At 34.1% G+C, this 24,310-nt stretch carries 22 protein-coding genes and 2 tRNA genes; 15 read left to right on the top strand and 9 right to left on the bottom strand.

Going from position 1 to position 24,310, the window contains the following annotated elements:
- Nucleotides 1-5: 5 nt before the first annotated feature.
- The 5 genes from BMZ76_RS01010 to BMZ76_RS00990 all read right to left on the bottom strand — a co-directional run bounded on the left by BMZ76_RS01010 (nt 6) and on the right by BMZ76_RS00990 (nt 8,491).
- Nucleotides 6-677 (bottom strand): TetR/AcrR family transcriptional regulator, encoded by a 672-nt coding sequence (locus BMZ76_RS01010; RefSeq protein WP_091202668.1) that lies wholly within the window; start codon nt 675-677, stop codon nt 6-8.
- A gap of 356 nt (nt 678-1,033) precedes the next feature.
- Entirely contained in the window at nt 1,034-1,672 is a 639-nt protein-coding gene (locus BMZ76_RS01005; RefSeq protein ID WP_091202666.1) for a leucine-rich repeat domain-containing protein, read from the bottom strand.
- Nucleotides 1,673-1,899: 227 nt separating this feature from the next.
- On the bottom strand, nt 1,900-3,417 hold the full coding sequence (gene gpmI, locus BMZ76_RS01000; RefSeq protein ID WP_091202663.1) for a 2,3-bisphosphoglycerate-independent phosphoglycerate mutase: 1,518 nt from the start codon (nt 3,415-3,417) through the stop codon (nt 1,900-1,902).
- 140 nt (nt 3,418-3,557) lie between these two features.
- Nucleotides 3,558-5,963 (bottom strand): DUF5916 domain-containing protein, encoded by a 2,406-nt coding sequence (locus BMZ76_RS00995; RefSeq protein ID WP_091202660.1) that lies wholly within the window; start codon nt 5,961-5,963, stop codon nt 3,558-3,560.
- 134 nt (nt 5,964-6,097) lie between these two features.
- Entirely contained in the window at nt 6,098-8,491 is a 2,394-nt protein-coding gene (locus BMZ76_RS00990) for a DUF5916 domain-containing protein (protein WP_091202658.1), read from the bottom strand.
- A gap of 188 nt (nt 8,492-8,679) precedes the next feature.
- Between BMZ76_RS00990 and BMZ76_RS00985 the strand changes: the two genes are divergently transcribed.
- Nucleotides 8,680-9,402, top strand: a complete 723-nt coding sequence (locus BMZ76_RS00985) for a murein L,D-transpeptidase catalytic domain family protein (RefSeq protein ID WP_091202656.1) — start codon at nt 8,680-8,682, stop codon at nt 9,400-9,402.
- On the opposite strand, the gene BMZ76_RS00980 is transcribed toward BMZ76_RS00985, so the two are convergent.
- Both BMZ76_RS00980 and BMZ76_RS00975 read right to left on the bottom strand, forming a co-directional pair.
- Nucleotides 9,391-10,980 (bottom strand): L,D-transpeptidase family protein, encoded by a 1,590-nt coding sequence (locus tag BMZ76_RS00980; RefSeq protein WP_091202654.1) that lies wholly within the window; start codon nt 10,978-10,980, stop codon nt 9,391-9,393. The genes BMZ76_RS00985 and BMZ76_RS00980 overlap by 12 nt on opposite strands.
- 190 nt (nt 10,981-11,170) lie before the next feature.
- Nucleotides 11,171-11,416, bottom strand: a complete 246-nt coding sequence (locus tag BMZ76_RS00975; protein WP_091202651.1) for a hypothetical protein — start codon at nt 11,414-11,416, stop codon at nt 11,171-11,173.
- Nucleotides 11,417-11,588: 172 nt separating this feature from the next.
- Between BMZ76_RS00975 and BMZ76_RS00970 the strand changes: the two genes are divergently transcribed.
- A tRNA-Gly gene (locus BMZ76_RS00970) sits at nt 11,589-11,661 on the top strand.
- Nucleotides 11,662-11,706: 45 nt separating this feature from the next.
- Nucleotides 11,707-11,782, top strand: a tRNA-Gly gene (locus BMZ76_RS00965).
- Nucleotides 11,783-11,940: 158 nt separating this feature from the next.
- Here BMZ76_RS00965 and pepE read toward each other — a convergent pair.
- Complete coding sequence (gene pepE / locus BMZ76_RS00960; RefSeq protein WP_091202648.1) at nt 11,941-12,648, bottom strand: dipeptidase PepE; 708 nt, start codon at nt 12,646-12,648, stop codon at nt 11,941-11,943.
- 143 nt (nt 12,649-12,791) lie between these two features.
- Between pepE and BMZ76_RS00955 the strand changes: the two genes are divergently transcribed.
- From BMZ76_RS00955 to BMZ76_RS00920, 8 genes are all read left to right on the top strand, one after another.
- The gene (locus BMZ76_RS00955; protein ID WP_244281723.1) at nt 12,792-13,550 is read left to right on the top strand and encodes a hypothetical protein; all 759 of its coding nucleotides are present in this window, start codon (nt 12,792-12,794) and stop codon (nt 13,548-13,550) included.
- Nucleotides 13,540-14,268: a peptidase associated/transthyretin-like domain-containing protein gene (locus tag BMZ76_RS00950; protein WP_091203082.1), complete on the top strand. Its 729-nt coding sequence runs from the start codon at nt 13,540-13,542 to the stop codon at nt 14,266-14,268. Before BMZ76_RS00955 ends, BMZ76_RS00950 begins: the two co-directional genes overlap by 11 nt.
- Nucleotides 14,255-15,016: a peptidase associated/transthyretin-like domain-containing protein gene (locus tag BMZ76_RS00945; protein WP_091202646.1), complete on the top strand. Its 762-nt coding sequence runs from the start codon at nt 14,255-14,257 to the stop codon at nt 15,014-15,016. Before BMZ76_RS00950 ends, BMZ76_RS00945 begins: the two co-directional genes overlap by 14 nt.
- 34 nt (nt 15,017-15,050) lie before the next feature.
- Nucleotides 15,051-15,806, top strand: a complete 756-nt coding sequence (locus BMZ76_RS00940) for a BamP family beta-barrel-assembly machinery protein (RefSeq protein WP_244281722.1) — start codon at nt 15,051-15,053, stop codon at nt 15,804-15,806.
- Entirely contained in the window at nt 15,803-16,306 is a 504-nt protein-coding gene (locus tag BMZ76_RS00935; protein ID WP_091202644.1) for a DUF6702 family protein, read from the top strand. The genes BMZ76_RS00940 and BMZ76_RS00935 overlap by 4 nt, the downstream gene beginning before the upstream one ends.
- 64 nt (nt 16,307-16,370) lie before the next feature.
- Nucleotides 16,371-18,614, top strand: a complete 2,244-nt coding sequence (locus BMZ76_RS00930; protein WP_091202641.1) for a M1 family metallopeptidase — start codon at nt 16,371-16,373, stop codon at nt 18,612-18,614.
- Between the two features lie 111 nt (nt 18,615-18,725).
- Nucleotides 18,726-19,127 carry a twin-arginine translocase TatA/TatE family subunit gene (locus BMZ76_RS00925; RefSeq protein ID WP_091202638.1) on the top strand — a complete coding sequence of 134 codons (402 nt, stop codon included), beginning with the start codon at nt 18,726-18,728 and terminating at the stop codon, nt 19,125-19,127.
- Nucleotides 19,127-19,702, top strand: a complete 576-nt coding sequence (locus BMZ76_RS00920) for a phosphatase PAP2 family protein (protein ID WP_091202636.1) — start codon at nt 19,127-19,129, stop codon at nt 19,700-19,702. Before BMZ76_RS00925 ends, BMZ76_RS00920 begins: the two co-directional genes overlap by 1 nt.
- A gap of 115 nt (nt 19,703-19,817) precedes the next feature.
- Here the strand turns inward: BMZ76_RS00920 and BMZ76_RS00915 are convergent, their stop codons facing one another.
- Entirely contained in the window at nt 19,818-20,459 is a 642-nt protein-coding gene (locus BMZ76_RS00915; protein ID WP_091202634.1) for an O-methyltransferase, read from the bottom strand.
- An 82-nt stretch (nt 20,460-20,541) separates the two neighbouring features.
- Here BMZ76_RS00915 and rlmN point away from each other — a divergent pair, with 82 nt between their 5' ends.
- The 4 genes from rlmN to BMZ76_RS00895 all read left to right on the top strand — a co-directional run bounded on the left by rlmN (nt 20,542) and on the right by BMZ76_RS00895 (nt 24,291).
- On the top strand, nt 20,542-21,585 hold the full coding sequence (gene rlmN, locus BMZ76_RS00910; protein ID WP_091202631.1) for a dual-specificity RNA methyltransferase RlmN: 1,044 nt from the start codon (nt 20,542-20,544) through the stop codon (nt 21,583-21,585).
- A 211-nt stretch (nt 21,586-21,796) separates the two neighbouring features.
- Nucleotides 21,797-22,774, top strand: a complete 978-nt coding sequence (locus tag BMZ76_RS00905; protein WP_091202629.1) for a polyprenyl synthetase family protein — start codon at nt 21,797-21,799, stop codon at nt 22,772-22,774.
- A gap of 250 nt (nt 22,775-23,024) precedes the next feature.
- Entirely contained in the window at nt 23,025-23,585 is a 561-nt protein-coding gene (locus BMZ76_RS00900; RefSeq protein ID WP_091202627.1) for an RNA polymerase sigma factor, read from the top strand.
- Nucleotides 23,572-24,291 carry a hypothetical protein gene (locus BMZ76_RS00895; RefSeq protein WP_091202625.1) on the top strand — a complete coding sequence of 240 codons (720 nt, stop codon included), beginning with the start codon at nt 23,572-23,574 and terminating at the stop codon, nt 24,289-24,291. The genes BMZ76_RS00900 and BMZ76_RS00895 overlap by 14 nt, the downstream gene beginning before the upstream one ends.
- The last annotated feature ends 19 nt before the right edge of the window (nt 24,292-24,310 follow it).

Raw genomic sequence — 24,310 nt, 5'->3', positions numbered from 1 at the left:
TTGTTTTATCGTAAGACATTTTTAATAAGATTCAGGTAAAACTGGGTGGTGGTAATGGATTCATTACAATCGGTTATGGTTTTTAAATGCTCCTTCAGGAAATGTTGGTGTAAGCTACCCTCAACTATTGTTGAAACTAGTGATTTTGCGAAGGGATAACTTGGATTGACCTCGTTTACAATTGCCACAATGCGATTGATTACCCGCTTGTATATCAAAAAAAAACCCTCCTTATTTTCCTGATCTATCTCTTTGGTCTGAAATGTTTTCGTGAATTCCGCAATAATAATATTATTTAAAATGGCTTCATTGATATGCGCCGTATTGGTGTCATCTGTAACTTTTTCAGTTACGATGGTTATTGCATTGTTCAGTTTTTCAACTGGATCTGTGATATTTGTTGTAGCAAAAAGAAGTTTGTATTCCATCCAACTCCAATACCACGAGGATAAATAAACTAACAATTTATGTTTATTTTCAAAATATCGATAGATGGAGCTTTCATTGGAACCAATTTTTTCACCCAATTTTTTGAATGTGAAATTATCAAATCCAATTTCGTCAATTAAAATAATTCCTTGTTCAATGATTTTTTTGCCTAAAGGAGATGTTTCTGGATTCTTAACGTATATTTTTTCGTTGACTTGTATCGTTAAATTAGCTAGGATGGTATTCATAATTGATGATGTTTGTATAAATGTTTCAGCAATGAGGTGTTTAAAAAAGCCTTTCGTTAAATAAAATATAATTAAGGAGTCGCATACTATAAAAATTCAAATTAGTGGATTGAAGATTATAAATTTCTTGTAAAAAGCATCGTATGAGGAACAAAACGGTTAAAGATACTAATGCAAAATCCGAATAAAATTGATTCTTTTAACTTACCGCTTTTGTACCAATTTAGTTTGGGACTGATGAAGAACTACATTAAAATTAAAATGAACGTGATTAGGTTTTATTTTAAAACAAATTAGATACGACAAATGATAAAGTTTTGCTACTACCAAAAAATTTACTTTTCTTGTTTTGTTTTTTACAGTTTGATTCTAAATCCAAAATTCAAATTTTCTTCGGAACGATTTAGAATTATGATTTTGTTATCGCGCATATCCAAGAACTGTAAATGCTCTAATTGTTTAATTTCTTTTGGAATCTCATTAAATTGATTGTTATTTAAATATAAAAATTCTAGATTTTTCAAACTACCAATAGTATTTGGTACACTTTTTAAATTGTCATTTTCTAGATGCAATATTCGTAAAGAAGGCATTTTGCTCATTATTTTGATGTTTGCCTCTAAATTTAAATTCTTTTCATCATTTAAAAACAGTTCCTCTAAGCTTCTTAACTTCCAAAAATCTTCTGGTAATACTGAAAAATCATTTCCACTTAATTCTAATATTTTAAGTTTTGATAAAAGGGTTATCTCCTTTGGAAGTTCCTTTAAGTGATCGTTTTTCAAACTTAGGTATTCAAGATTAATAAATTTTGACCAATTAATACCGTCTAGTTTTAATGTTTGATCACTCAAGTTCAGTCGAAATACTTTATCCGGATCCTTTAATGCTAGTTCAATATTTGTAAACTCTTTTTTGATATCATTTGAATCAGATATTTGCCCAAAGCTCAAATGGGCAATAAGAATAACGGCGATGGTGTATATAATTTTCATTTTATTGTATTTAGTCGGTTTTTTGTTACTATTAAAGAAGTGTTAACAACGATTATTTAAGATTCACGCGATCGCTAGTGTCACGAATCCAGCTTGTTGTTACAACAACCTATATATTAATTGCAAATATAATAGTAATACTATTGACAATAATGGTATTTAACTTTTATTTATAAAAAAAGCTACTCGTGCAGGGAGTAGCTCTTTGTTTAATACATATAAAGAGGTTATAGTAAAGAATGACAAGTCATTGCTTCGGGTTTTTCTATTCCCATTAATTCCAAGATAGTTGGAGCAATGTCACCAAGAACTCCATCGTGAATGGTTCTTAAATCATTGTCCACTAAAATCATTGGGACAGGATTTGTAGTATGCGCGGTATTTGGACTTCCGTCAGGATTAATCATCGTCTCACAGTTTCCGTGATCGGCAATTACGATGGTTGTATAATTGTGGGCTAATGCTGTAGTTATTACTCTCTCTACGCATTTATCAACGGCTTCACATGCTTTTATCGCTGCACTCATAATCCCGGTATGTCCTACCATATCGCCGTTGGCAAAATTAAGACAAACAAAATCCACTTCTTCTTTCTCCAATTCAGGAATCAAAGCTGCTGTCAATTCAAACGCGCTCATTTCAGGCTGCAAATCATAAGTGGCAACCTTTGGAGAGTTTTTCAAAATGCGGCTTTCGCCAATAAAAGGTCGTTCTCTTCCACCGGAAAAGAAGAAAGTTACGTGAGGATATTTCTCCGTTTCGGCAATACGAATTTGTTTTTTGTGAGCTTTCTCCAAAACCTCACCAAGCGTTTCTGTGATATTATCTTTGTTATAAACGACTTTTACGTTTTTGTACGTTTCGTCATAATTGGTCAGTGTAACATAGTACAAATTGAGTTTGTGCATGTTTTGTTCATGACAATCCATTTGCGTCAATACTTCCGTTAATTCTCTTCCTCTGTCCGTTCTGAAATTAAAGAAAATAACCACGTCATCTTCTTCAATTGTGGCTAATGGTTGGTCATATTCATCGACCATAACCATTGGGTGAATGAACTCATCGGTTACATTTACTTCATAACTTTCTTCGATGTTAGCTACTGCATTTCTCGAATGTGTTCCAATTCCGTTTACCAATAAATCGTAGGCGAGTTTTACTCTTTCCCAGCGTCTGTCACGATCCATCGCATAATAACGTCCCACAACCGAAGCTAGTTTTACGGTTGTATTAGCGATATAATCCTGTAAATCCTGAATGTAATGTTTGCCTGATTTTGGGTCCACGTCACGACCGTCAGTAAATGCGTGAACGAAAACGTTTTGTAATCCGTGTTGTTGTGTCGCGTCAATCAAGCCACGTAAATGAGAAGTATGAGAGTGTACACCACCATCTGAAACCAGACCTAAAAAGTGTACTTTTTTATTGTTTATTCGGGCATACGTAAAGGCATCAACTAAAACTTGTTCCTTGGCTAAAGTATCGTGTGCAACAGCGAGATTAATTTTGGCTAAATCCTGATATACAATTCTTCCGGCACCAAGATTCATGTGACCTACTTCGCTGTTTCCCATTTGGCCGTCAGGAAGTCCAACATTTAAACCATCAGTTCGAAGTTGAGCACTTGGATAATTTCTATAGAGACTGTTGATAAATGGGACGTTGGAATTGTCAATTGCTGATATCTTAGGGTCAGGAGATTTCCCCCAACCGTCCAGAATCATAAGAATTACTTTTTTGTTCATTATACTTTATTTTAAACAAAGATAAAGTATTTCTAAAAATGTTCGATTGAATGGAAATCACTATTATACATTCAGTGGTTATCCATCACAAAAAATGATTATTTTGTTGCGGATAGTTGTCTTTTTTATAGTTAATGCATTTAGAATTTATTCTTAACCTGATTGTAGTCTATAAAATAACGCACACTTATCGAGAAAACATGACTCAAGGCATCGTTATTCAGTAAATTGGTGATATTCTCAGTAAATTCTTTATTGATGTTTCTGTCAAAACCACCTGCATTATTTCGATATAAAACAGAAACTTGACTTCCCGGCGCAAACCACCAAGAATAAGACAAATCAGCATTCCAGGAATAAAAACTCGAGTTTTTGTTGTCTGTGTATCCGGCAAAATCAGCCAGTCTTCCGTTTTGTAGTAATGATAAAGCGTTTTTATTTTCGGCATACGACCAGTATTGACGTAAAGCAATATTAAATGTCATTTGACTGTTCAGTGAATACTTCCCGGAAAGCGTATTGGAATACGTAATTACATTTCTATTCGCAAAAATTATAGTATTTGGCGTAGCTGAATTGAGGTCGTCATTAATGCTGTCAATGTAGCCTTTATTATTGTTTTGTCTAAAAAAGTTAAAGTTGTAATTCAGTGATAATCTATCATTAAAACGATATCTTGGACCGACAGAAAAACCATAGGAATTTCTTCCAGCTTCATCAAAAACAGCGTAAGATGGATTGAAATCAATAGCGAAACTATTGTTGTAATTGGTCGAAATGTATATAAATCCCCCAATCTTCGTAGGTTTTATAACGTATCTGTCAGTGGTTCTCGGTTCATAATAATCATAAGTTTCTACCGGATTAGCATCGAATCCTATTCCTAAATAATGATTTTTTTTAGTATTCGAATTAATCTGAAATTTGATATTGCCGGACTGTAACTTACCGGTTTCTTTTTGAAATTGCGAATAAGTGTTTATTCTGGCATTGAAGGAGTTAAAATACTTCGTTGGATTGAGGATTCGGTAACTGGTGTTACCATATAGACTGTAATAGTTAGTCTCAAAGTTAATTCCTAAATCATTGTTATCAAAATCTTTGGTTGTGATGTCAGCTCCAACACCATAACGGAATTTGCCACTGGTTTCGGAGAAATTCAATTGGGAATTAATTCCTTTTTTATCTTCTGCACGATTGATGTAACTGTATTTGAAATCACCCGCAAGGTTGTAGGTGTTTTTCTTGGTATTCAAATCCCAGACTAATGCCGTCACATTTCCATCTCTAAAACTCCCGTTTCTGGTAACATTTGTGTTTACAAATGCAACGGAGGAATTTTTGCGAAAGCGCTGGTCTAGTACCAAAACATTGTAATTAGCAAGTGGTTCTATTTCATTTCTGATTTCGCCGCTTTCACCGTTGTATATAGACGTGGGTGTTTTTTTCGTGACAGCGTTTAAAATTCCTACTCCTAATCCATCTTTAGTTCTGCCCGAAATTTTAAATGCATTGATAAGACTAACATTTGGCGTCTCTGTAAATGATTCATTTTCATTTAACTTGTATGTTGGAACGCCCCCAATTCGTCTTGAATAAACTAAATTCCCTTTACTGAACAAATCAGTTCCTTCCGTGAAAAAAGGTCTGTTTTCATTAAATTGTTGTTCAAATGGACCTAAATTCAGGATTTGATCATCGTATTTTGTTTGTCCAAAATCAGGAATTAAAATCATATCCAGAGTAAAAGCGTCATTTATTCCATACTTTAAATCCAATCCGCCTTTAAGCGTTCCGTATGTTTTTTGTCTCGCGTCAGCATTTACATAAAAAGAAGAATATGGTAAAAGAAAAAGTCGGGTAGGTGGTTTTATGTTTTCAATTCCTTCCAAAACTCCGGTTTGTTGGGTGAAAGTTCCTAGTTTAGAATCAATGAAATTCCAAGTGTATTTATGACGGTCTCGTCTTATTTCTCTGAAAAAATTAAGTCCCCAAGTTTGTTTGTTTTCTCCAGAAAAACGCAGTGCAGCATACGGAATCCGCATTTCTACCACCCAGCCTTTATCCGTAATGATAGCTTTGCTTTTCCAAACTGCGTCCCACGAATAATCCTCGCCATTGGTATCAGTAGTGATACAATCGGCCTGACCATCAGCAGCATTTACAAAAAACTGAAAATCTTGCTGTCCGTCATTGAACCCATTGATAAAAACACCAAAAACGTCAGAGGTTCCAAAATTATCCCGTTGCGTAATTTCTCTTAAGATTTTTTCAGGATTGTCATCGAGCATCAGCGCTCCGATATAGATAGCGTCATTATCGTATAATATCCGAATTTCAGTTTTCTTATTTTCAGGAATTGTTTTGCCATTGTCAGGTTCAAACATAATAAAATCCGAAGCTACTGCCGCAGATTGCCAAATCGTTTCATCTAAGTTTCCATCAACTTCAATTTTTTCTGAAATGAATTTGGTTTGTAATGTTTTTTTTTGGCTGTAGCCAATAAAAGATAGTAAAAGACAACAAAAGAGGAAGTGATTTTTCATGAAACGATTGATTGATGATTGATGCTAAATTATCAAAACCAAAATAGTTTCAAAGGCAGTAATCACCAATCCACTGAATAGTTTGAATGAATAGACTCCATTTTTAATGATATGTTACAGTTTGATTTAAAAAATTAAAATTTATTTTTTACTGAATTGTAATCAATAAAATAGCGAATGCTTACAGAAAGCACGTTAGTCAGGTCACTATTAAAGATATTTTTAAGATTTTTAGACAAATCTTTTTCTACTACGCTAGCTCTTTCTAAACCATAATTACGGTACAAAATAGATATTTCGCTTCCCGGAGCAAACCACCATGAATACGATAAATCAAAGTTCCAGGAATTAAAATTCCTATCTTTATTTTGTGCGTAAGTGCTGTTTGGGGTCAGATAACCACTGTCTTGTAAAGTGAAAAACTCATGGTTTTTAGAATACGACCAATAATACCTTGCCGTTAAATTGATGGTCATTTTGTTGTTTAGAGCATATTTTCCAGTAAAATCATGCTGAGCAGTTTCTCTGGTACGTTCGGCAAAAAATATCCCGGTTTTGTCAGTGTCAACCCAGCCACGATCGTTAGTTTTGTTAAAATATTCCAATACATAAGTAAGAGAAAATCTGTCATTAAATCTGTATTTTGGACTTATGTACAACCCATAAACGTTTCTGTCTTTCTCATTGAATATTGTTATTGACGGTTGCAGAATTATGGTGAACGGATTATTGTCATTGGAAGTGAAATTTACAGCTGTAAAAACTTTTTGTGGCAAAAACACATATTTACCATATTCACGGGGTTCATAAAAATCATATGTTTTGAATGGTGAAAATTCAACAACAAACTCTAAAGCGTCGTTACTTAATGTTCTTGCTTTAATTTCTGTCCCAAAAGCTCCGGTTTGTAATTTTCCAGAGGTGTTGTCCATTTCAAAATTAATATATTGATTGATCCTGAAAGTATTAAAAAGTTTAATTGGATTTACAATTCTGTAGCTTCCATTGGCATAAGCATTATGATAATTGGAATAAAAATTGATTCCCAAATCATTAATATCATAATTTTCTGAAACATATTTTCCGGAAAACCCATAACGATATTTCCCACTCGTTTTTGCAAAACCTATTTCGGTTTTAAAACCATCGTAATCTTCAAGAGCGTTGATAACGCTGTATTTGAAATCCCCATACAAATTATAGGTATTTTGTTTTGTATTTAAATCAAATAATAAAGCAGAGGAATTTGCATCTCTGAAATCGCCATTTCGGGTGGTATTTGCATTTACAAAAGAAACAGATGAGTTTTGGTTGAAACGTTGATCCAAAACAAACATATTATAATTAGTCAATGGTTCAATTACTTCTTTTCTGATTTCTCCTGTGTCATTATTTTTTATAGTAGCCTTTGTTTTTTCAGTAACGGCATTCAGGAATCCAATTCCTAATCCTTTCTCAGTACGACCTGATATTTTTATGGCATTCAATAAATCTACGGTACTTGGATAATTAGTGGTTTCTTCTTCATTGGCAAGGAGTAATTCTGTAGTGGAACCGCCACCAATTCTTCGGGAATAAAACAAACCTCCTTTGCTAAATAAATCAGTTCCTTCAGTAAAAAAAGGTCTGTTTTCTTCGAACTGTTGCTCGAAAGGTTCTAAATATAATATTGCATTATCAAATTTTGTCTGTCCAAAATCAGGCACCAAAATTGCATCTAATGTAAAGGAATCGTTGATGCCGTATTTTATATCCAACCCAGCTTTTAAAGTAATACCAGAACCAATATCACTTTGTTGGTAGTAAGCAGATGAATAAGGAATTAAAAAAAGTCGAGTAGGAGTTTGTATGTTTTCAATTCCTTGAAGAATTCCTGCTTGTGGAATTACGGCCCCAATTTTAGTGTCAATCCTATTCCAAGTATATTTTTGCACATCGCGCTTAATTTCGCGCATAAAGTTTAATCCCCAATTTTGTTTGTCAGCTTTTGAAAAACGTAAAGCTGCATAAGGAATTTTCATTTCCACAACCCAACCCAATTCGGTTATCGCAACTTCACTGTCCCAAATGGCATCCCAAGTAAAATCTTCATAATCCTCGGTCGCTAAACAATCCATTTGTACACCTGCAGCACTCACGAAAAATCTAAAATCCTGTTGACCATCATTAAAACCATTGATGTAAACGGAGAAATGATCCGAAACCCCAAAAACATCTCTATTGGTTATTTCTTTCTGAATTTTGCCGGGTTCGTTATCATATAGCATTGCCGATATGTAAATAGCATCGTTGTCATACAGCACTTTTACCTCTGTTTTTTTATCATTGTTTATGGGTTTTCCATTATCAGGTTCAAACATGATAAAATCTGAGGCAATTGAAGCCGATTCCCAGATTTGCTCATTGATCTTTCCGTCGATTGTAATGTTTTCTGTGATGGATTTTGCCTGAAGTGTCTTTTTTTGGCTAAAAGCAGTATGGCTAAAGAATATTAAAAAAAATAGAGCTGCAGAAGATAATTTTGACATAAATTGGGATTGAATATGAACAAAAATAGAAAAATTAACATAGAAATTGCCTTTTTTAGGATTACTCACTCAATAATTAGTCGTAGTTTTCGTTATTGTAAAACTAAAGTTTTGTTAAATGCGATTTGATTCCTATTTATTGGCGTACGTTTGCAATCCCGAATTAATCTATAACTTAAAGATAACCAATGATTTACACGATACTTCCTGCTGTTTTGTTTATGCTTGCTTCATTATCTCCAAGTAAAATAAGTTTCTCTGAACTAAAGAATGTTAAACCAATAGTTTATTCTAAGGTGTTAGAAACTAGTGTTGAGAGTAAAATTGAAATAGCCTACAATAATTTACATTCTGACAAATTTGCTTTACCAAAACTGGAAAGTTTTGCTGTTGCCTTGAAAGGATATTATTCTTTGAAAGAAAAAGGATTGATTAAGAAAGACATTTTAACTTTGGTCGATTTTAGTTTATCATCCAATACCAAAAGACTTTGGGTAATTGATTTAACTACTGGAAATGTATTGTTTCATTCTCTTGTTGCTCATGGAAGAAATACAGGCGAAGAATTCGCTAATAATTTTTCAAACTCAGCTGAATCTTTTAAAAGCAGTTTAGGATTTTATGCTACAGGTGAAATTTACAATGGCAAACACGGCACGTCACTTCGTTTAGACGGTTTAGAAAAAGGAGTAAATGACAATGCAAGAGCAAGAGGTGTAGTAATGCACGCGGCTGATTACGTTTCTAATTCGTTTATTAAAAATAACCACAGATTGGGAAGAAGTCAAGGCTGTCCTGCTGTTCCTACTGAATTATCCAAAGAGATTATCAGTGTTATAAAAGACAAATCATGTTTCTTTATCTATCATCCATCAAGAGTTTCTAAATTTGGAGCAAAATCAATTTCGTAATTTATCGTACAAAGCAGCATCAAGATTGTAAATGTCATCTCTAAAAATTAATTTATTGTTCTCGCTCCAAGCGGTCCAATACAATAAGTGAAATGCGATTTCTTTTCTGATATTAACAAATTTTGTTCTCTCGTTTTGTAATGTCTCTGTAATTTCCCCCAGATTCCAATTGACTTCGTCGTTTAGTATATATTCTGTTAACTCTAATGGATTGTCTACTCTGACGCAGCCAGAACTTAATGAACGGTCTATTTTGTCAAAATAATCCCTGTGATTCGTGTCGTGTAAATAAACGGAAAAACGGTTTGGGAAAATGATTTTTACCATGCCCAACGAATTGAAAGTACCCGGGCTTTGCACGTAGCGATACGTTTTAGCCTGAGACAATTGCCATTCATAAGGACTTACAATTCTTCCATTACTATCGTAAACTTTAATATTTGATTGAGTCAAGTAGCTTCGGCTTTTTAGAATAGCGGGAATTACATCTTCTCTCAGGATGGTTGGCGGAACCGTCCAGGTTGGGTTAAAAACGACTTGTGTCAATTTAGAACTCAATACAGGTGTTTTTCTTTTTGCTCTTCCTACAATGACTCTGTGCGTTCTCAACGTATCGTTGTTGTTAACTAGTGTCAACTTGTAATCAGGAATATTAATGATTATGTATTCCTTTCCCATTTGTTTTGGATACCATCTCCAGCGTTCCAGATTTACGAGAATTTGTTGTGTTCGTTGGTTTCTAGAAAAATTAAGGGAAGCAATTGTTCCGGCTCCAATTTTTGCATCGGCGGCTAAACCGTGCCGACTTTGAAATTTTTTTAAGGCATTCGCCGTTTCTTCATCGTAAACTAAGGAAAGGCTATCTTTAGGTTGCAACTCTTTCCAATAAATTAATCGCTTCTTGATGGCAATCAGAGAAGGATTGGTGTCATTAGGAGTTATTATTTTTGTGAATTTTATAGGCTTGAAATCATCTTTTGGAAAAGCATTAATTTGTCGAAGAGCTTTTTTTAATCTTTTGTAAACAATATGATTGGGTTTCAGTTGTTCTATCGTGTAAGCCAAAGAATCGGTTTGTAGTAATAGGGCAACTGTTGCATTTAAGTCAATATAGTTTTCTTTCAAATCCCAGTTTTTGTATAATTTTCGGGGATTTAGTCTTCCGTTAGTGAGATGTGAGATGTATTTTTGCAAACAGGAGGTCAATAAAATGTCATATTCTGCAATGTCTAAAGAGTCTAGAGTTGTCGCTCTTTTTTCAAAATCATATAATGTTTTTAAGTTGTAATCCTCCGGATTGAGTCCCTCTTCATCTGATTTGAGAAGCTCGGCTAAAATTATTTTCCTCTTTTTTTCTGATTGCCAAACCGTTCTGTAATTTGTGGAGATATAAAAATCCTTTAGCACTTTGTTGTGCAGCGAAATTACAACAACAGAATCAATGTTAGTTGGTTTTCCTTCCGGTTGCACACGAGGTTTTACAATCTCTTTTTTCAAGATTACCTCACTTTCTAGTGCTTCTTTCTTGCAGCTAATAAAGGTACACAGTAACACAATCAGAAATAAATTATTCATCATTTATAACTTTAAACATGACAATATGTTCCTCGACTCCTTGTATTTCAAAAGGCAGTCCTTTTGTTTGTTATTCCATTTTTGTATAAAAACAAATGGGTTCCTTTATGGCATTGAGCCAGATTAAATTTGGTTTTTGTTTGCTGCACTGTTTTTCAACATGAATAATCAGTTTTTCGCCCAAATCTTTTTTTTAATGCTGTTCCAAAACGGATATTTTCCGAATTTGAAATTGTTTTTCAATGATAAATGAATTATTTTTTGCTTCAAAAAAGGAAACCTCTCCCAAGAGATTATCGGAGTCATACAGTTCAGAATGAACAGTAGTTTCTAAAGGATCGCGATCAAAATGACAACTTTCTATGGGTTTTTTAGCCCGAAGAACAGGATGGCGCACCGGAAATGTCTTCAAAGCAGTTATTTGTTTGATGTTTTTCATTGTTTTGTAAAAATATTTTTTGGGTACTATAAAGGTATAATATTTTCATATTAAATTCTTTATGATTTGAATCTCCTTAATTAAAAGAAACTGTGGGAGTATGTTTGCGACTTTTTAAGAAAAAAACTTGCATTGAAGCAAACTTATTAATTATATTTGCACCGTTGTTGATGCGAAAGTAGCTCAGTTGGTAGAGCTCCAGCCTTCCAAGCTGGTTGTCGCGAGTTCGAGCCTCGTCTTTCGCTCTAAGTTTCAAGTTTTACTTTGAAATTTTATTTTATTGTTATAATGCGAAAGTAGCTCAGTTGGTAGAGCTCCAGCCTTCCAAGCTGGTTGTCGCGAGTTCGAGCCTCGTCTTTCGCTCCAAAAACCTCAAACTTTTGTTTGAGGTTTTTTATTTTAAGGTTGTGCGAGTCCCGAAGCTTTGAGATATTCGGTTAACAGATTGATATGGGAAGCCTCGGCTTTAACTCTTCAAAGCCGAAATTTAATTGTTTCGGCTTTTTTTATTTAATTTTTCAACATTACTTTATAAAGTTCAAATTAGTTCCCGTTTCTAATTCTTCAATTTCTTGATTTTGTCTAAAGAGTCTAGCGGTAAGATTGCCTTTCAAAATGATTTTATCTCCTTTTACGTCAAGCCAACTGCCTTCTCTCAAACCTAAAACCGGAACAGTATTAAAAGCATGGTATTCCATAATTCGGGTTTCTCTGGTTTCTCCCATGTGTTTGGAACTGGTGTCGGGATCTAAATAGTGGGGATTCAAATTGAAAGGAATTAATCCCAGAGTTTTAAAACTTGGCGGATAAACTATCGGCATGTCGTTTGTGGTTTGCATTGTAAGTCCACAAATATTGCTTCCTGCGCTTGTTCCTAAATAAGGAGTGCCGTTTTTCACAACTTCCGAAAGGATTTCCATAACATTGTTCTTATGTAATTGCAATACAAGTACAAAAGTGTTTCCGCCGCCCGTGAAAATTCCTTCTGCATTTTTTATTGCTTGTACGGCATCCTCAAATTCATGAATTCCGATTACTTTTTTATTTATTTTGGCGAAAGCTAGGCTTACCATTGTGGTATATTCCTCATGCGAAATACCGCCAGGTCTAGCGTAAGGAATAAAAAGAATCGTATTGCAGTTTTGAAAATGCAATTGCAATTCCGGTAATAAATACTCCAGATAATTCTCGTTTGCAAGCGTAGAGCTACTTGCGATTAGTATATTTTTCATTTTTGGTGGATAATTTGTGCTAAAGGTATTAAATCAGTCTTTTTTATTTCAAATTTTTAATTAACATTTTTTTACCAACCCATTAATAATTTATTTGGAATGCATTAAGATACTTTTACGAGGTGTCAATAATGACTGTTTGAATGATGATTAGAATTGTGTATTTATTTTTGGCTTTTGCTGCGACGAATGTTCTGTCGCAAGAGGCGCCCCGAACGCAATTGAACGGAAGAGTGACTGCAGATGTTTCGGTTTTGGAAGGTATTTATATCATAAATAAAAAAACACAGAGGGCTTCTGTTACAAATCAAGAAGGTAATTTCTCAATTCAGGCAGCAGTGGGTGATACGTTGCTGTTTTCGGCATCGCAATTCAAGGAAACTAAGTTACTTTTGACCCACGACCATTTTGCTCAAGGAATTCTTTATGTGAAAGTGACGCCTTTGATGAATCAATTGCGTGAGGTGATTGTTCGAAATGGGATTAACGCCGTTTCATTAGGAATTGTTCCCAAAGGACAAAAAATATATACTCCAGCAGAACGAAAGTTGTATACTGCCACTCATCTCAATGCTAGTGCTAATGTGGGTAGCATGATGGGAGGATCTATTTCCGCAGATCCATTATTGAATTGGTTTTCGGGAAGAACGAAAATGCTGAAAAAAGAACTTGAAATCGAGAAGAAAGAATCCTATTTGAGACAATTAGAGAATCTGTTTGCCACGGATTATTTTGTAAGTACATTAAAAATACCGGCGGAATATGTCAAAGGATTTCAATACTATAGCATCGAAAATGAACGCTTTGTCACTGTTTTAAAATCTAAGAACGTTACAATGACTACTTTTTTGATAGGAGATTTAGCAACAAAGTATAAAGAAATAATTGCCAGTGAAAATTAAAAATACGTTACAGTTTATAATCCTTTTATTGGTTCAAGTTACTTTTGGACAGAGTAATATTATAAAGGGAATTCGGGGAAAAATCACCGCAGATTCTGTTGCAGTGGATCGCATTACTATTGTAAATGTGTCAACAGAAAAAGCAACGGTTTCAGATGTTAATGGCTTTTTTACAATTCCCGTAAAAGAAGGCGATGATTTGGTTTTCACAGCCGTTAATTTAGAAGGTCTTCGCAGGAAAATTAACAAACAGGATATGCTGCAGGAAGTTATTTCGGTTTTGATGATTCCTAAAAGCATTGTTTTGAAAGAGGTTGTAGTCAATGAATCTGCTATTTCGGCCGAGAGTTTAGGCATTATTCCCTATGGTCAAAAAAAATACAGCGCCGCTGAAAGAAAATTATACACTGCAACTTCAGGTGGAGGAATCGATGGATTGTTGAACACTATTTCTGGACGAAAAGCCATGCTGAAAAAAGAAATTATAATTGAGAAGAAAGAACAGTTATTGGCGAGAATTGATGTGCTTTTTGAAGATAAATACTATACGGAAACATTAAGAATACCGGCGGATTATATCAAAGGGTTCCAATATTATTGTGTTGATGATGCTGCTTTTGCAAACGCACTACGAGATAAAAACAAGACATTGGTTATGTATTTAATTGTCAAACTTGCAGAAAATTATAACGAAATAATAGTCCTTGAAAATAATTAGCATTTTAACGGGGATGTTATTATTACTGTGCCAGATTTCTTTTGGACAAACTCTCGATGAAAAGCTGCTGCAAGGAAAAATCAGAGTAGATTCTGTTGGCGCAAATGGAATAAATATCTTAAATTTAACAAACGGAAAAACAACACAAACAAATAATTCTGGAGAATTTTTTATTTTGGCGAAAGCCAATGACATATTGGTCTTCACTGCTGTAAATCTTAAAAAGTATAGGGAAACAATCAGCTCTACTGATTTTGAACTTGGGAAGCTTTCAATTATTCTGGAGCCTAAAATTACAGAATTGAAGGAGGTAATTGTAAATAAAAATGAAATTAACGCGCTTTCATTGGGTGTTGTAACTAGAAACCCGGTGAAATACAGTCCTGCAGAACGAAGGTTGAGAACCGCTGGAGATTTCAAACCGATAGAATTATTGCAGCTTTTAGGTGGTTCGATGCCATTGGATCCGCTGATAAACAAGATCAATGGAAGAACGAAACGGCTTAAGAAATTAGTTGTTTTGGAGAAAAAAGAAAATTTTATCAAATTGATTTCTAAATTGTACAATCAAGAATACTTTACGGTTCAACTTGGAATTGCAAATGATTATGTAAATGGGTTTAAATATTTCATAGTGGAAAATGAAAATTTTTTGAAAGTTTTAGAATCCAAAAATGAAGAAAGAACCTCGTTTTTTATGGTAGCTTTGGCGCAAGAATATAAAGACATACTAAACAATGAAAATTGACTGGAGTATAAAACACAAAACTTAAAACATCGAGATGAAAACGACAATAAAAATTCTTTGTTTGCTTTTCTTTTGCCAACTTTCTTTTGGACAAAACGAAAACAGAAAGTCATTGCACGGTCAGTTTGTAAATGAATTAGCTTTGGTGGATAACGGTTATGTTTTTAATCTGAATTCGAAAACGAGAACTTTCATCAGCAATCAGGGTTTTTTTGATATTATGGCTAAGGCCAAAGATACTTTGCTGGTTTCAAGCCCTTCTTTTAAGTCCAAAAAAATAGTACTTCAGGGAAAAGATTTCTCAAAATCGTTGTTTGTAGTTGCTTTAGAAACGCAAACTACACTTTTGAAAGAAGTAATTGTAAAAGGCAAAACGGATATAAAGCCAGCCATTGGCAATTCTCAGGGAATTGTAGACATGCAATTTACTGACGATGCGAAATCTTCACCGGTAAACAGAACCATGCCTTCGGACGGAACTATAGAAAATGGAATGGATTTTGTTAAAATATTTAAAATGGTTTCCAAAGTATTTAAAAAAGATATGTCTGAACAAGCAGAATTGAATGCGCAAGTAGATTTTTCTGATGCAGTTTCGAAAGGTTTGGACCGCTATTTTTTTACCAATACCTTGAAGTTGAAAACGGAAGAAATTGGCCTTTTTCTGGATTACTGCGAAAATGATCCAAAATCAAAAAATCTTTTGAAAGAAGAAGATGAGTTTTTACTAATCGATTTTTTAATCACCAAGAACGAAGAATTTAAAAGAATTACTACTATACAAAAATGAAAAAAACAATATTAATTACTTTTTTTGGGTTACTATCTTTAACGTTAGCATCTTTTAACGTACATAAGTTTTATGTGGCATTGTATCAAGTGAATTACGCTCCGGAAAAGAAAATGCTTCAAATAACAGCTCGTATATTCGTAGATGATTTAAATAATGCCGTTGGGAAAAAGTATGGTAAGAAAATTAATTTAGGTTCAGAAAATGAAACTGTCGAAGATGTAACTCTTTTAAAAAAATACTTCTATGAAAAATTCTACATCAAGGTAAACGGTCAGACAAAGCCCGTCAATTTTTTAAGTAAAGAGATGGAAGGCGATGTTCTCATCTGTTACTTCAGCATGAAAGAAATCCAAAAAATAAATGCGATGGAAATCTATAATGCAGTAATCACCGAAGGCAATTCAGAGCAACAGAACATTATGCATTTTAATGTTTCGGGAGTCAAAAACACGTTGCTTTTTACGGAGTCTTCATCCAAGGGAATGTTAAAATATTAATTAATTTAGATACATCTACTTAAAATTATTATTTTCACGCATTGAAATAACCAGATTTCCAACTATGAAAAAATTATCTTTATTATTATTTTTTCCTGCATTATTGTTTGCACAGGAAAAAATGGCTCCAGTCGCGCCAAAACCAACCGGAAAGTACGACACCAATAAGTTTAGCCAAATGTATGATTTGTTAGCAACTCCTAATATGTTTCGTACCGCTTCAGGGGCTCCAGGTCCAGCTTATTACCAACAACAAGCGGATTATAAAATCAACATTGAGCTTGACGACAAAAATTCTAGATTAAGCGGTTCAGAAACCGTTACGTATTATAATAATTCCCCGGACACTTTAGAATATTTATGGGTACAGTTGGACCAAAATCAAGCTGCTAAAAACTCACAGACTCCATTGGCAGAAAGCCAAAGAATGGAACAGGTTTTTCCGGCAGGGAACTTTGCTAATAAATTTTTGAAACAAGAATTAGAGCGTGGGTTCAACATCGAGTTTGTGAAAGATGTTAAAGGAAATTCATTGTCGTATACCATCAATCAAACGATGATGCGTATCAATTTGGCAACGCCGATGAAACCTGGTGAAAAATTTTCTTTTGCAATCAAATGGTCTTACAACATCAACAACTACAGACAAGATGGTGGTCGTTCAGGATATGAATTATTCGAAAAAGACGGAAATAAATTATATGTAATTGCTCAGTTCTATCCTAGAATGGCGGTTTATAATGATGTGGAAGGATGGCAGAATATGCAGTTTTGGGGAACAGGAGAATTTACGTTGCCTTTTGGAAATTTTGATGTAAATATTACCGTGCCTGCGGACCACGTTATGGAAGCAACAGGAGAGCTGATGAACAGAAGCGAAGTCTTTACTCCGGAACAAGTGAAAAGATATGAATTAGCTATGAAATCATACGATAATCCAGTTGTTATCGTAACACAAGCGGAAGCAGAAGCAACCGAAAAAGGATTTTCTGATAAGAAGAAAACATGGAGATTTAGTGCTAAAAACGTAAGGGATTTTGGAATTGCAACTTCAAGAAAATTCATTTATGATGCTATGGCAGTGAAATTGAGTGAGAAAACGGTAATGGCAATTTCAGTTTATCCTAAAGAGAGTAATCCTTTGTGGGGAGAAACTTCTACAAGAACGGTAGCACATACTCTAAAAAGTTATTCAGCTCATACATTTGATTATCCTTATCCAAAAGCGGTTTCAGTATCTGCAGAAGATCAAGGTATGGAATACCCAATGATTTGTTGGAATTATGGTCGTCCTGACGAAAAAGGAGTGACCAGCGAACGCATTAAAAATGGTATGATTGGAGTAGTGGTGCATGAAGTAGGACACAATTTTTTCCCTATGATTGTCAATTCTGATGAGCGTCAGTGGTCGTGGATGGATGAAGGATTGAATACCTTTATGCAATACATGGCCGAGCAGGAAATGGGGACGAATTTCCCTTCCAGTCGTGGTCCTGCAAGCAAAATTGTTCCTTATATGAGTGGTGATCAAAATTTTTTAGAGCCTATTATGTCTAACTCTGAAACAATAGTTCAATTTGGTGCAAACGCTTATGGTAAGCCGGCAACAGGATTGAATATTCTTAGAGAAACAATCATGGGAAGAGAATTATTTGACCATGCTTTTAAAGTATACGCAAACCGATGGAAATTTAAGCATCCTACTCCGGAAGACTTTTTTAGGACCATGGAAGATGCATCGGCAGTAGATTTAGACTGGTTTTTTAGAGGATGGTTTTACTCCACTGATTTTGTAGATATCGGAGTGAAAGAAGTAAAACAATATTACGTATCTGAGGCTGCAACTAAAGAATTAAAAGACGCTGTCGTTAGAAGAGGACGTTTTGGTCAGGAAAAAGGACCTTTCGTGTATTTAGTTCCTGGATCTAGCGAAGAATTATCATCTAAAGATAAGAAAGCATTAGCTATTTCAGATGTAAATTTATTATCGGAGTATGTAAATAAAAATTTTACTGCTGATGAAAAAATAAAATTAAAATCACCTAAATATTTCTACGAAGTAGAGTTCAACAAGCCGGGAGGAATGTTAATGCCAATTATTGTTGAGTTAACTTATGATGATAATTCAAAAGAAACATTCAAATATCCAGCTCAAATTTGGAGAAAAAATAATGATACCGCTAAAAAAGTATATGCAACTGAAAAAGCAATTAAAAAAATCCAAGTGGATCCAAAGTTAGAAACGGCGGATATCGATGTGAAAAATAATACTTGGCCGAAAGAAGAAGTAAAGTCCAAATTCGACTAGACAAACAAATATTGAAAATGAAGACTCTGAAAAGAGTCTTTTTTTTTATGAAAAAATTAAAAGTCAAAGATTCAAATTTTAATATCTTTGTAACAATAAAAATAAAAAAATATGTTTGGTATAGGTGGAGGCGAATTAATTTTTATCATGTTTATAGTACTCATGCTTTTTGGGTCAGATAAAATACCGGAAATTGCCCGCACGATGGGTAAAGCAATGGCGCAGTTGAAAAATGCTACAAATGATATCAAAAGTGAAATTCAAAAAGGAGCAGAGGCCAATGGATTTGACACAAAATCATTAAGCGATTTCAGAGGCAATATTACTTCAGAAATTAATAAAGCCAAGGAAAATCTATTGGGTGATACGTCGCAATTTAACGACATAACCGGAAATATCACCTCCGAAATTAATAAAGCTAAAGACAATTTATTGGCAGATACTACCGCTCCTATTGAAACTGCAAAAGAAGTAATAGAAGACATTACAGGGCCTATAAAACGTCAGGTGTAATGTTAGAAAATTTTCTTTCCTTGGATACGGAATTATTTGTTTTTTTAAATGGCTTAGGATCAAAGACCTATGACGGACTTTGGTTAATCATTACCAAACAAAGCAATTGGATTCCACTATTTTTACTTTTGCTGTATATTATTTTTAAAAAACTGGGAGCAAAACAAACGCTGTATTTATTGTTGTTTGTAGCAGTATTGGTTACCTTTACAGATCAAACGACAAATTTGTTCAAGAACGGAGTTCAACGGTTACGGCCTTGTAATAATCCGGAAATCAATTCTTATATACGCATCGTTCAAATCCGAAACTCATTTAGTTTTTTCTCGGGACACGCAGCAAACTCCATGGCAGTTGCGACATTTTTATATTTTAATTTTAAAGATAAAATCAAATTTTTCGGTTTTCTGTTTATATGGCCGTTAATTTTTGCTTACAGCAGAATCTATCTGGGACTGCATTATCCATTAGACATTTTAACCGGCTATTTGTTCGGATTCATTTCTGGATTTTTGATTTTTATTGTATACAAAATAGCACAAGAAAGATATTTTCCGCAACCTATTAATTGGTAGGAGCAATTTCCTGCTGTCCGCTGTATCTTTTCTAGTCCTGAAAAAAGCTCAGGACTAGAAAAGGATGCCGCTTCCATCAGGGCTAGCACATTTGTTATTAATAGAACTTTTTATATTAAAGAACTCTGCTTACCGTTAATCCATCGCGAATAGGTAGTAAAACGGTTTCTACTCGGGGATCCGTTGCTAATAATTGATTGTATTCCAGCAATATTTTTGTGCTCAAATCTTTAGGATTCAGTGGTTCCAAAACTTTTCCGCTCCATAGGACATTGTCCGATAAAATTATGCCGCCTTTATTCATTTTTGGAAGAATCAATTCAAAATAGTTGAGGTAATTTTCCTTATCGGCGTCAATAAAAACCAAATCAAATTTGAAGTCAAGCGTTGGAATAATGTCAACTGCTTCCCCCAAATGCTGAATGATTTGTTTCCCCCAAGGTGATTTGTCAAAATGTTTTCTTTGAAAATCAAGTAATTCTTCTTTGATGTCAATTGTATGCAACTGTCCGTTTTCCTGCATGCCTTCGCACAAACACAACGCGGAATAACCAGTATATGTTCCAATTTCCAGAATATTAACCGGTCGAATCAATTTAGATAACATACTCAGAACCCGACCTTGAAAATGCCCGCTCAACATTCGAGGCAGCAGAATTTTTTGGTAAGTTTCTTTGTTTAAAGCCGCCAGTAAAGCTGGTTCTTTTTCAGAATTTTGTTCGATATAATCTTCTAATTGTTGGGAAATGAAATGCATTTTTTAGAAATTTTTTCAATTGAGAGCAAAGTTATCAAATTATCAAATCAACAAATCAACAAATTGTCATTAAATTTGCACCATGGAAATTGAGAAAAAAGACATACGATCTTTATCAAAAGAACAAATTCGCGATTTTTTTGTCGCTAATAATGATAAAGCCTTTCGGGGTAACCAAGTCTATGAATGGTTGTGGAGCAAGGGTGCACATAGTTTTGAGGACATGACAAATGTTTCTAAAGGAACACGTAGTATGCTGGAAACGCATTTTGTCATCAATCACATCAAAGTGGATACCATGCAGCGCAGTGAAGACGGAACCGTGAAAAATGCGGTACGTTTGCATGATGGTTTGGTAGTGGAGTCGGTTTTGATACCCACAAATACAAGAACTACAGCTTGTGTTTCCAGTCAAGTAGGTTGTAGTTTGGATTGTAATTTTTGCGCCACAGCGCAACTGAAAAGAATGCGAAATCTGGATCCGGCTGAAATTTATGATCAAGTAATCGCCATTGATAAAGAAAGCCGTTTGTACTACAATCATCCGTTGTCGAATATTGTTTTTATGGGAATGGGTGAGCCGCTTATGAATTACAACAATGTATTGAAGGCAATCGAAATGATAACGTCTTTGGAAGGTTTAGGAATGTCTCCCAAGAGAATTATGCTTTCAACTTCTGGAGTGCCAAAAATGATTAAAAAACTCGCTGATGATGACGTGAAATTCAAATTAGCAGTTTCATTACACTCAGCAATCGATGAAATACGTTCCCGAATAATGCCGTTTAGTGCTAATTTTCCTTTGGCAGATTTACGCGAATCACTAGAATATTGGTACCGAAAAACCAAAAGCAAAATTTCTTACGAATATGTCGTTTGGAAAGATATTAATGATAATAAGGCTTCAATCGATGCTTTGGTAAAGTTTTGTAAATACGTTCCTTGTAAAGTGAATCTGATCGAATACAATCCAATTGACGATGGAGAATTTCAGCAAGCTTCCGAAGAATCAATTAATGCATACATAAAAGCACTGGAAGCAAGCGGAATTGTGGTAAAAGTGCGAAGAAGCCGCGGAAAAGACATCGATGCTGCCTGTGGGCAACTCGCCAACAAAGAAGCATAAAAAGGTGTCCACGAATTATGAAAATTCATAGCGATAACTATTGCTTTGAATTACGTAATTTTTTTTTCAGCTAGACAATTTCGTGGAATTCAATTTAATTAATTAATAGAATTTGAGTTAATTCAAGTAATTTGTGGCTAAAAATTTTAAAAGTGAATGCTGTCAAATAGTTGCTGTTTTTTTATTTGGAAAGCAGTATATTTGAACTCCAATGAATATTACTTCACAAATAAAACAGCCCATCTTTGACGAAATGGAACTTTTTGAAAAAAAGTTCTACGAATCGATGACTTCACAAGTAGCTTTATTAAATAGAATTACGTATTATATCGTCAACAGAAAAGGAAAACAAATGCGTCCTATGTTTGTTTTTCTGACTGCCAAAATGGTTTCAGCTGGAATAGTAAACGGAAGAACCTATCGTGGAGCTTGCGTTATCGAGCTGATTCATACCGCCACATTAGTTCACGATGATGTAGTAGATGACAGTAATCGCAGAAGAGGTTTTTTCTCCCTTAATGCACTTTGGAAAAATAAAATTGCTGTCTTGGTTGGTGATTATTTATTGTCCAAAGGATTATTACTTTCTATCGATAACGGAGATTTCGATTTGCTTCGAATTATTTCTGTCGCGGTTCGTGAAATGAGCGAAGGCGAATTACTTCAAATTGAAAAAGCAAGAAGACTTGACATCACAGAGGATATTTATTATGAAATTATTCGACAAAAGACAGCGACACTTATTGCTGCTTGTTGTGCTCTAGGGGCGAGATCCGTTATCGAGGATGAAATTCAGGTAGAAAACATGCGGAAATTTGGAGAACTCATTGGCATGGCTTTCCAAATAAAAGATGATTTATTCGATTACACCGATGAAGCTATTGGGAAACCAACAGGAATTGATATCAAAGAACAAAAGATGACTTTACCGCTCATTTATGTTTTGAATACATGTACTTCAAAAGAGAAAACATGGCTTATCAATTCCATTAAAAATCATAATAAGGATAAAAAACGCGTGAAAGAAGTTATTGCTTTTGTAAAAAACAATAACGGTTTGCTTTATGCGGAACAAAAAATGGTTGAATTTCAGCAAGAAGCACTTTTGTTGCTGGATAATTATCCAAATTCGGAGTTTAAAGACGCATTAATTTTGATGGTTAATTACGTCATTGAAAGAAAAAAGTAATTCTTTTTTAAAACATTTTCTCTCGTTACCGATTGCTTTCATTGACTTTTTTTTTATTCCAACTTTAAAATCAAAAAATTTTATAGATAAGATGCAACCTTTTTGTATTATTATTCGTCTATGTTAATAGAGATGAGGTTCAATATCAAGTATCAATTGCAATAGCAATGAGAAATATTGAAATTGAAATTGAAATTGAAATTGAAATTGAAATTGAAATTGAAATTGATTTTTGCCATTGAAATTATTTATGAAAGTAATCAACTTACATCACGAGGAAAATGAATTAATCCAGTTGGCTGTCGAAAACAATCGACTGGCGCAACAGCAGATTTATACCCAATTTTCTCCAAAAATGTTAAGCGTTTGCCGCCAATACATAAAAGACATTCATCAGGCCGAAGATGTCATGATTACTGCTTTTATGAAAGTGTTTACGAATTTGAAGAATTTTCAGCATAAAGGAAGTTTCGAAGGTTGGATTAGGAGAATCATGGTAAATGAATGTATTTCTTTTATTCGAGTTGAAAAAAAACTGAAATATAGTGAAGAGGAAACCTATTTTGAAGAAAGCTGCAATAACATAGAAAGCCAATTTTCAATAGACGACATTCAATTTATGATTGATAGTTTGCCGGATGGTTATAAAATGGTTTTTAATTTATATGTTATTGAAGGATACAAACATCACGAAATTGCAACTATGTTAGGGATTAAGGAAGGAACATCCAAATCGCAATTATCACATGCTAGGAAAATGTTGCAAGGGCAGATTAATACGTTAAAAAATTACGAGTATGGAACCGAATAAATTAGAAACACAGTTCAAGGAGCAATTAAATTCTAGGGAAATCAAACCATCAGAAATGGCTTGGGGCAAACTGGATGCAATACTTACGGCTGCTGAAAAACCAAAAGCGAAATTCCCTTGGTTGTTTATAGCGGCAAGTTTTGTTGGATTTTTATTGATAGGGACAGTTTTTTTTAAAGGTTTCGAAACTGTAAAAATAAGTACGGATACTCCGGTAGTTTTGGAACAAAAAAAAGAGGTCAATAATTTAAATGAGCCAGAAATAATCAATGAAGCAGTTTTGCCTGGCCAAATTAAAAAAACAAAAATGCAGGAACATGAAGTTGTTGCCGACAATACTATTTTAAAAAAGCATCCAAAGCAACTTAATACTAACGAGGAAGAGGTTTCGATAATCAATCCAACAAAAGAGAATAACGCTAAAGTGAATTCTTCTGAAAACAAGAATTATCAATCAACAAGTGTTAATAAATATGTTTCAGCAGAAAAATTATTGGCAGAAGTTAGCAACACTAAATTTGAACCTAAAGCTACTGATAAATCAATTGAAAAAACTAGAAAAGCTATTTCAATCAATCCACATAGTTTATTGTCAAATGCTGAAACAGAATTAAATCAATCTTTTAGAGAATCAGCATTGGACAAATTCAACAAAAATTTTAATGCTATAAAAACAGTTTTAGTCAATAGAAATTACGAAGAATAAATATAAATCAATCATCAAT

It is taken from the genome of Flavobacterium xueshanense, assembly GCF_900112975.1.
GTDB lineage: Bacteria > Bacteroidota > Bacteroidia > Flavobacteriales > Flavobacteriaceae > Flavobacterium > Flavobacterium xueshanense.
The sequence above is the reverse complement of the archived record's forward strand: the minus strand, read 5'-3'. Positions and strand labels throughout refer to the sequence as shown.

Excerpts from the sequence above, each read along its gene's own strand:
- BMZ76_RS01010 (WP_091202668.1), bottom strand. The coding sequence starts at position 677 with ATGAATACCATCCTAGCTAATTTAACGATACAAGTCAACGAAAAAATA.
- BMZ76_RS01005 (WP_091202666.1), bottom strand. The coding sequence starts at position 1,672 with ATGAAAATTATATACACCATCGCCGTTATTCTTATTGCCCATTTGAGC.
- gpmI (WP_091202663.1), bottom strand. The coding sequence starts at position 3,417 with ATGAACAAAAAAGTAATTCTTATGATTCTGGACGGTTGGGGGAAATCT.
- BMZ76_RS00995 (WP_091202660.1), bottom strand. The coding sequence starts at position 5,963 with ATGAAAAATCACTTCCTCTTTTGTTGTCTTTTACTATCTTTTATTGGC.
- BMZ76_RS00990 (WP_091202658.1), bottom strand. The coding sequence starts at position 8,491 with ATGTCAAAATTATCTTCTGCAGCTCTATTTTTTTTAATATTCTTTAGC.
- BMZ76_RS00985 (WP_091202656.1), top strand. The coding sequence starts at position 8,680 with ATGATTTACACGATACTTCCTGCTGTTTTGTTTATGCTTGCTTCATTA.
- BMZ76_RS00980 (WP_091202654.1), bottom strand. The coding sequence starts at position 10,980 with ATGATGAATAATTTATTTCTGATTGTGTTACTGTGTACCTTTATTAGC.
- BMZ76_RS00975 (WP_091202651.1), bottom strand. The coding sequence starts at position 11,416 with ATGAAAAACATCAAACAAATAACTGCTTTGAAGACATTTCCGGTGCGC.
- pepE (WP_091202648.1), bottom strand. The coding sequence starts at position 12,648 with ATGAAAAATATACTAATCGCAAGTAGCTCTACGCTTGCAAACGAGAAT.
- BMZ76_RS00955 (WP_244281723.1), top strand. The coding sequence starts at position 12,792 with ATGATGATTAGAATTGTGTATTTATTTTTGGCTTTTGCTGCGACGAAT.
- BMZ76_RS00940 (WP_244281722.1), top strand. The coding sequence starts at position 15,051 with ATGAAAACGACAATAAAAATTCTTTGTTTGCTTTTCTTTTGCCAACTT.
- BMZ76_RS00935 (WP_091202644.1), top strand. The coding sequence starts at position 15,803 with ATGAAAAAAACAATATTAATTACTTTTTTTGGGTTACTATCTTTAACG.
- BMZ76_RS00930 (WP_091202641.1), top strand. The coding sequence starts at position 16,371 with ATGAAAAAATTATCTTTATTATTATTTTTTCCTGCATTATTGTTTGCA.
- BMZ76_RS00925 (WP_091202638.1), top strand. The coding sequence starts at position 18,726 with ATGTTTGGTATAGGTGGAGGCGAATTAATTTTTATCATGTTTATAGTA.
- BMZ76_RS00920 (WP_091202636.1), top strand. The coding sequence starts at position 19,127 with ATGTTAGAAAATTTTCTTTCCTTGGATACGGAATTATTTGTTTTTTTA.
- BMZ76_RS00915 (WP_091202634.1), bottom strand. The coding sequence starts at position 20,459 with ATGCATTTCATTTCCCAACAATTAGAAGATTATATCGAACAAAATTCT.
- rlmN (WP_091202631.1), top strand. The coding sequence starts at position 20,542 with ATGGAAATTGAGAAAAAAGACATACGATCTTTATCAAAAGAACAAATT.
- BMZ76_RS00905 (WP_091202629.1), top strand. The coding sequence starts at position 21,797 with ATGAATATTACTTCACAAATAAAACAGCCCATCTTTGACGAAATGGAA.
- BMZ76_RS00900 (WP_091202627.1), top strand. The coding sequence starts at position 23,025 with ATGAAAGTAATCAACTTACATCACGAGGAAAATGAATTAATCCAGTTG.
- BMZ76_RS00895 (WP_091202625.1), top strand. The coding sequence starts at position 23,572 with ATGGAACCGAATAAATTAGAAACACAGTTCAAGGAGCAATTAAATTCT.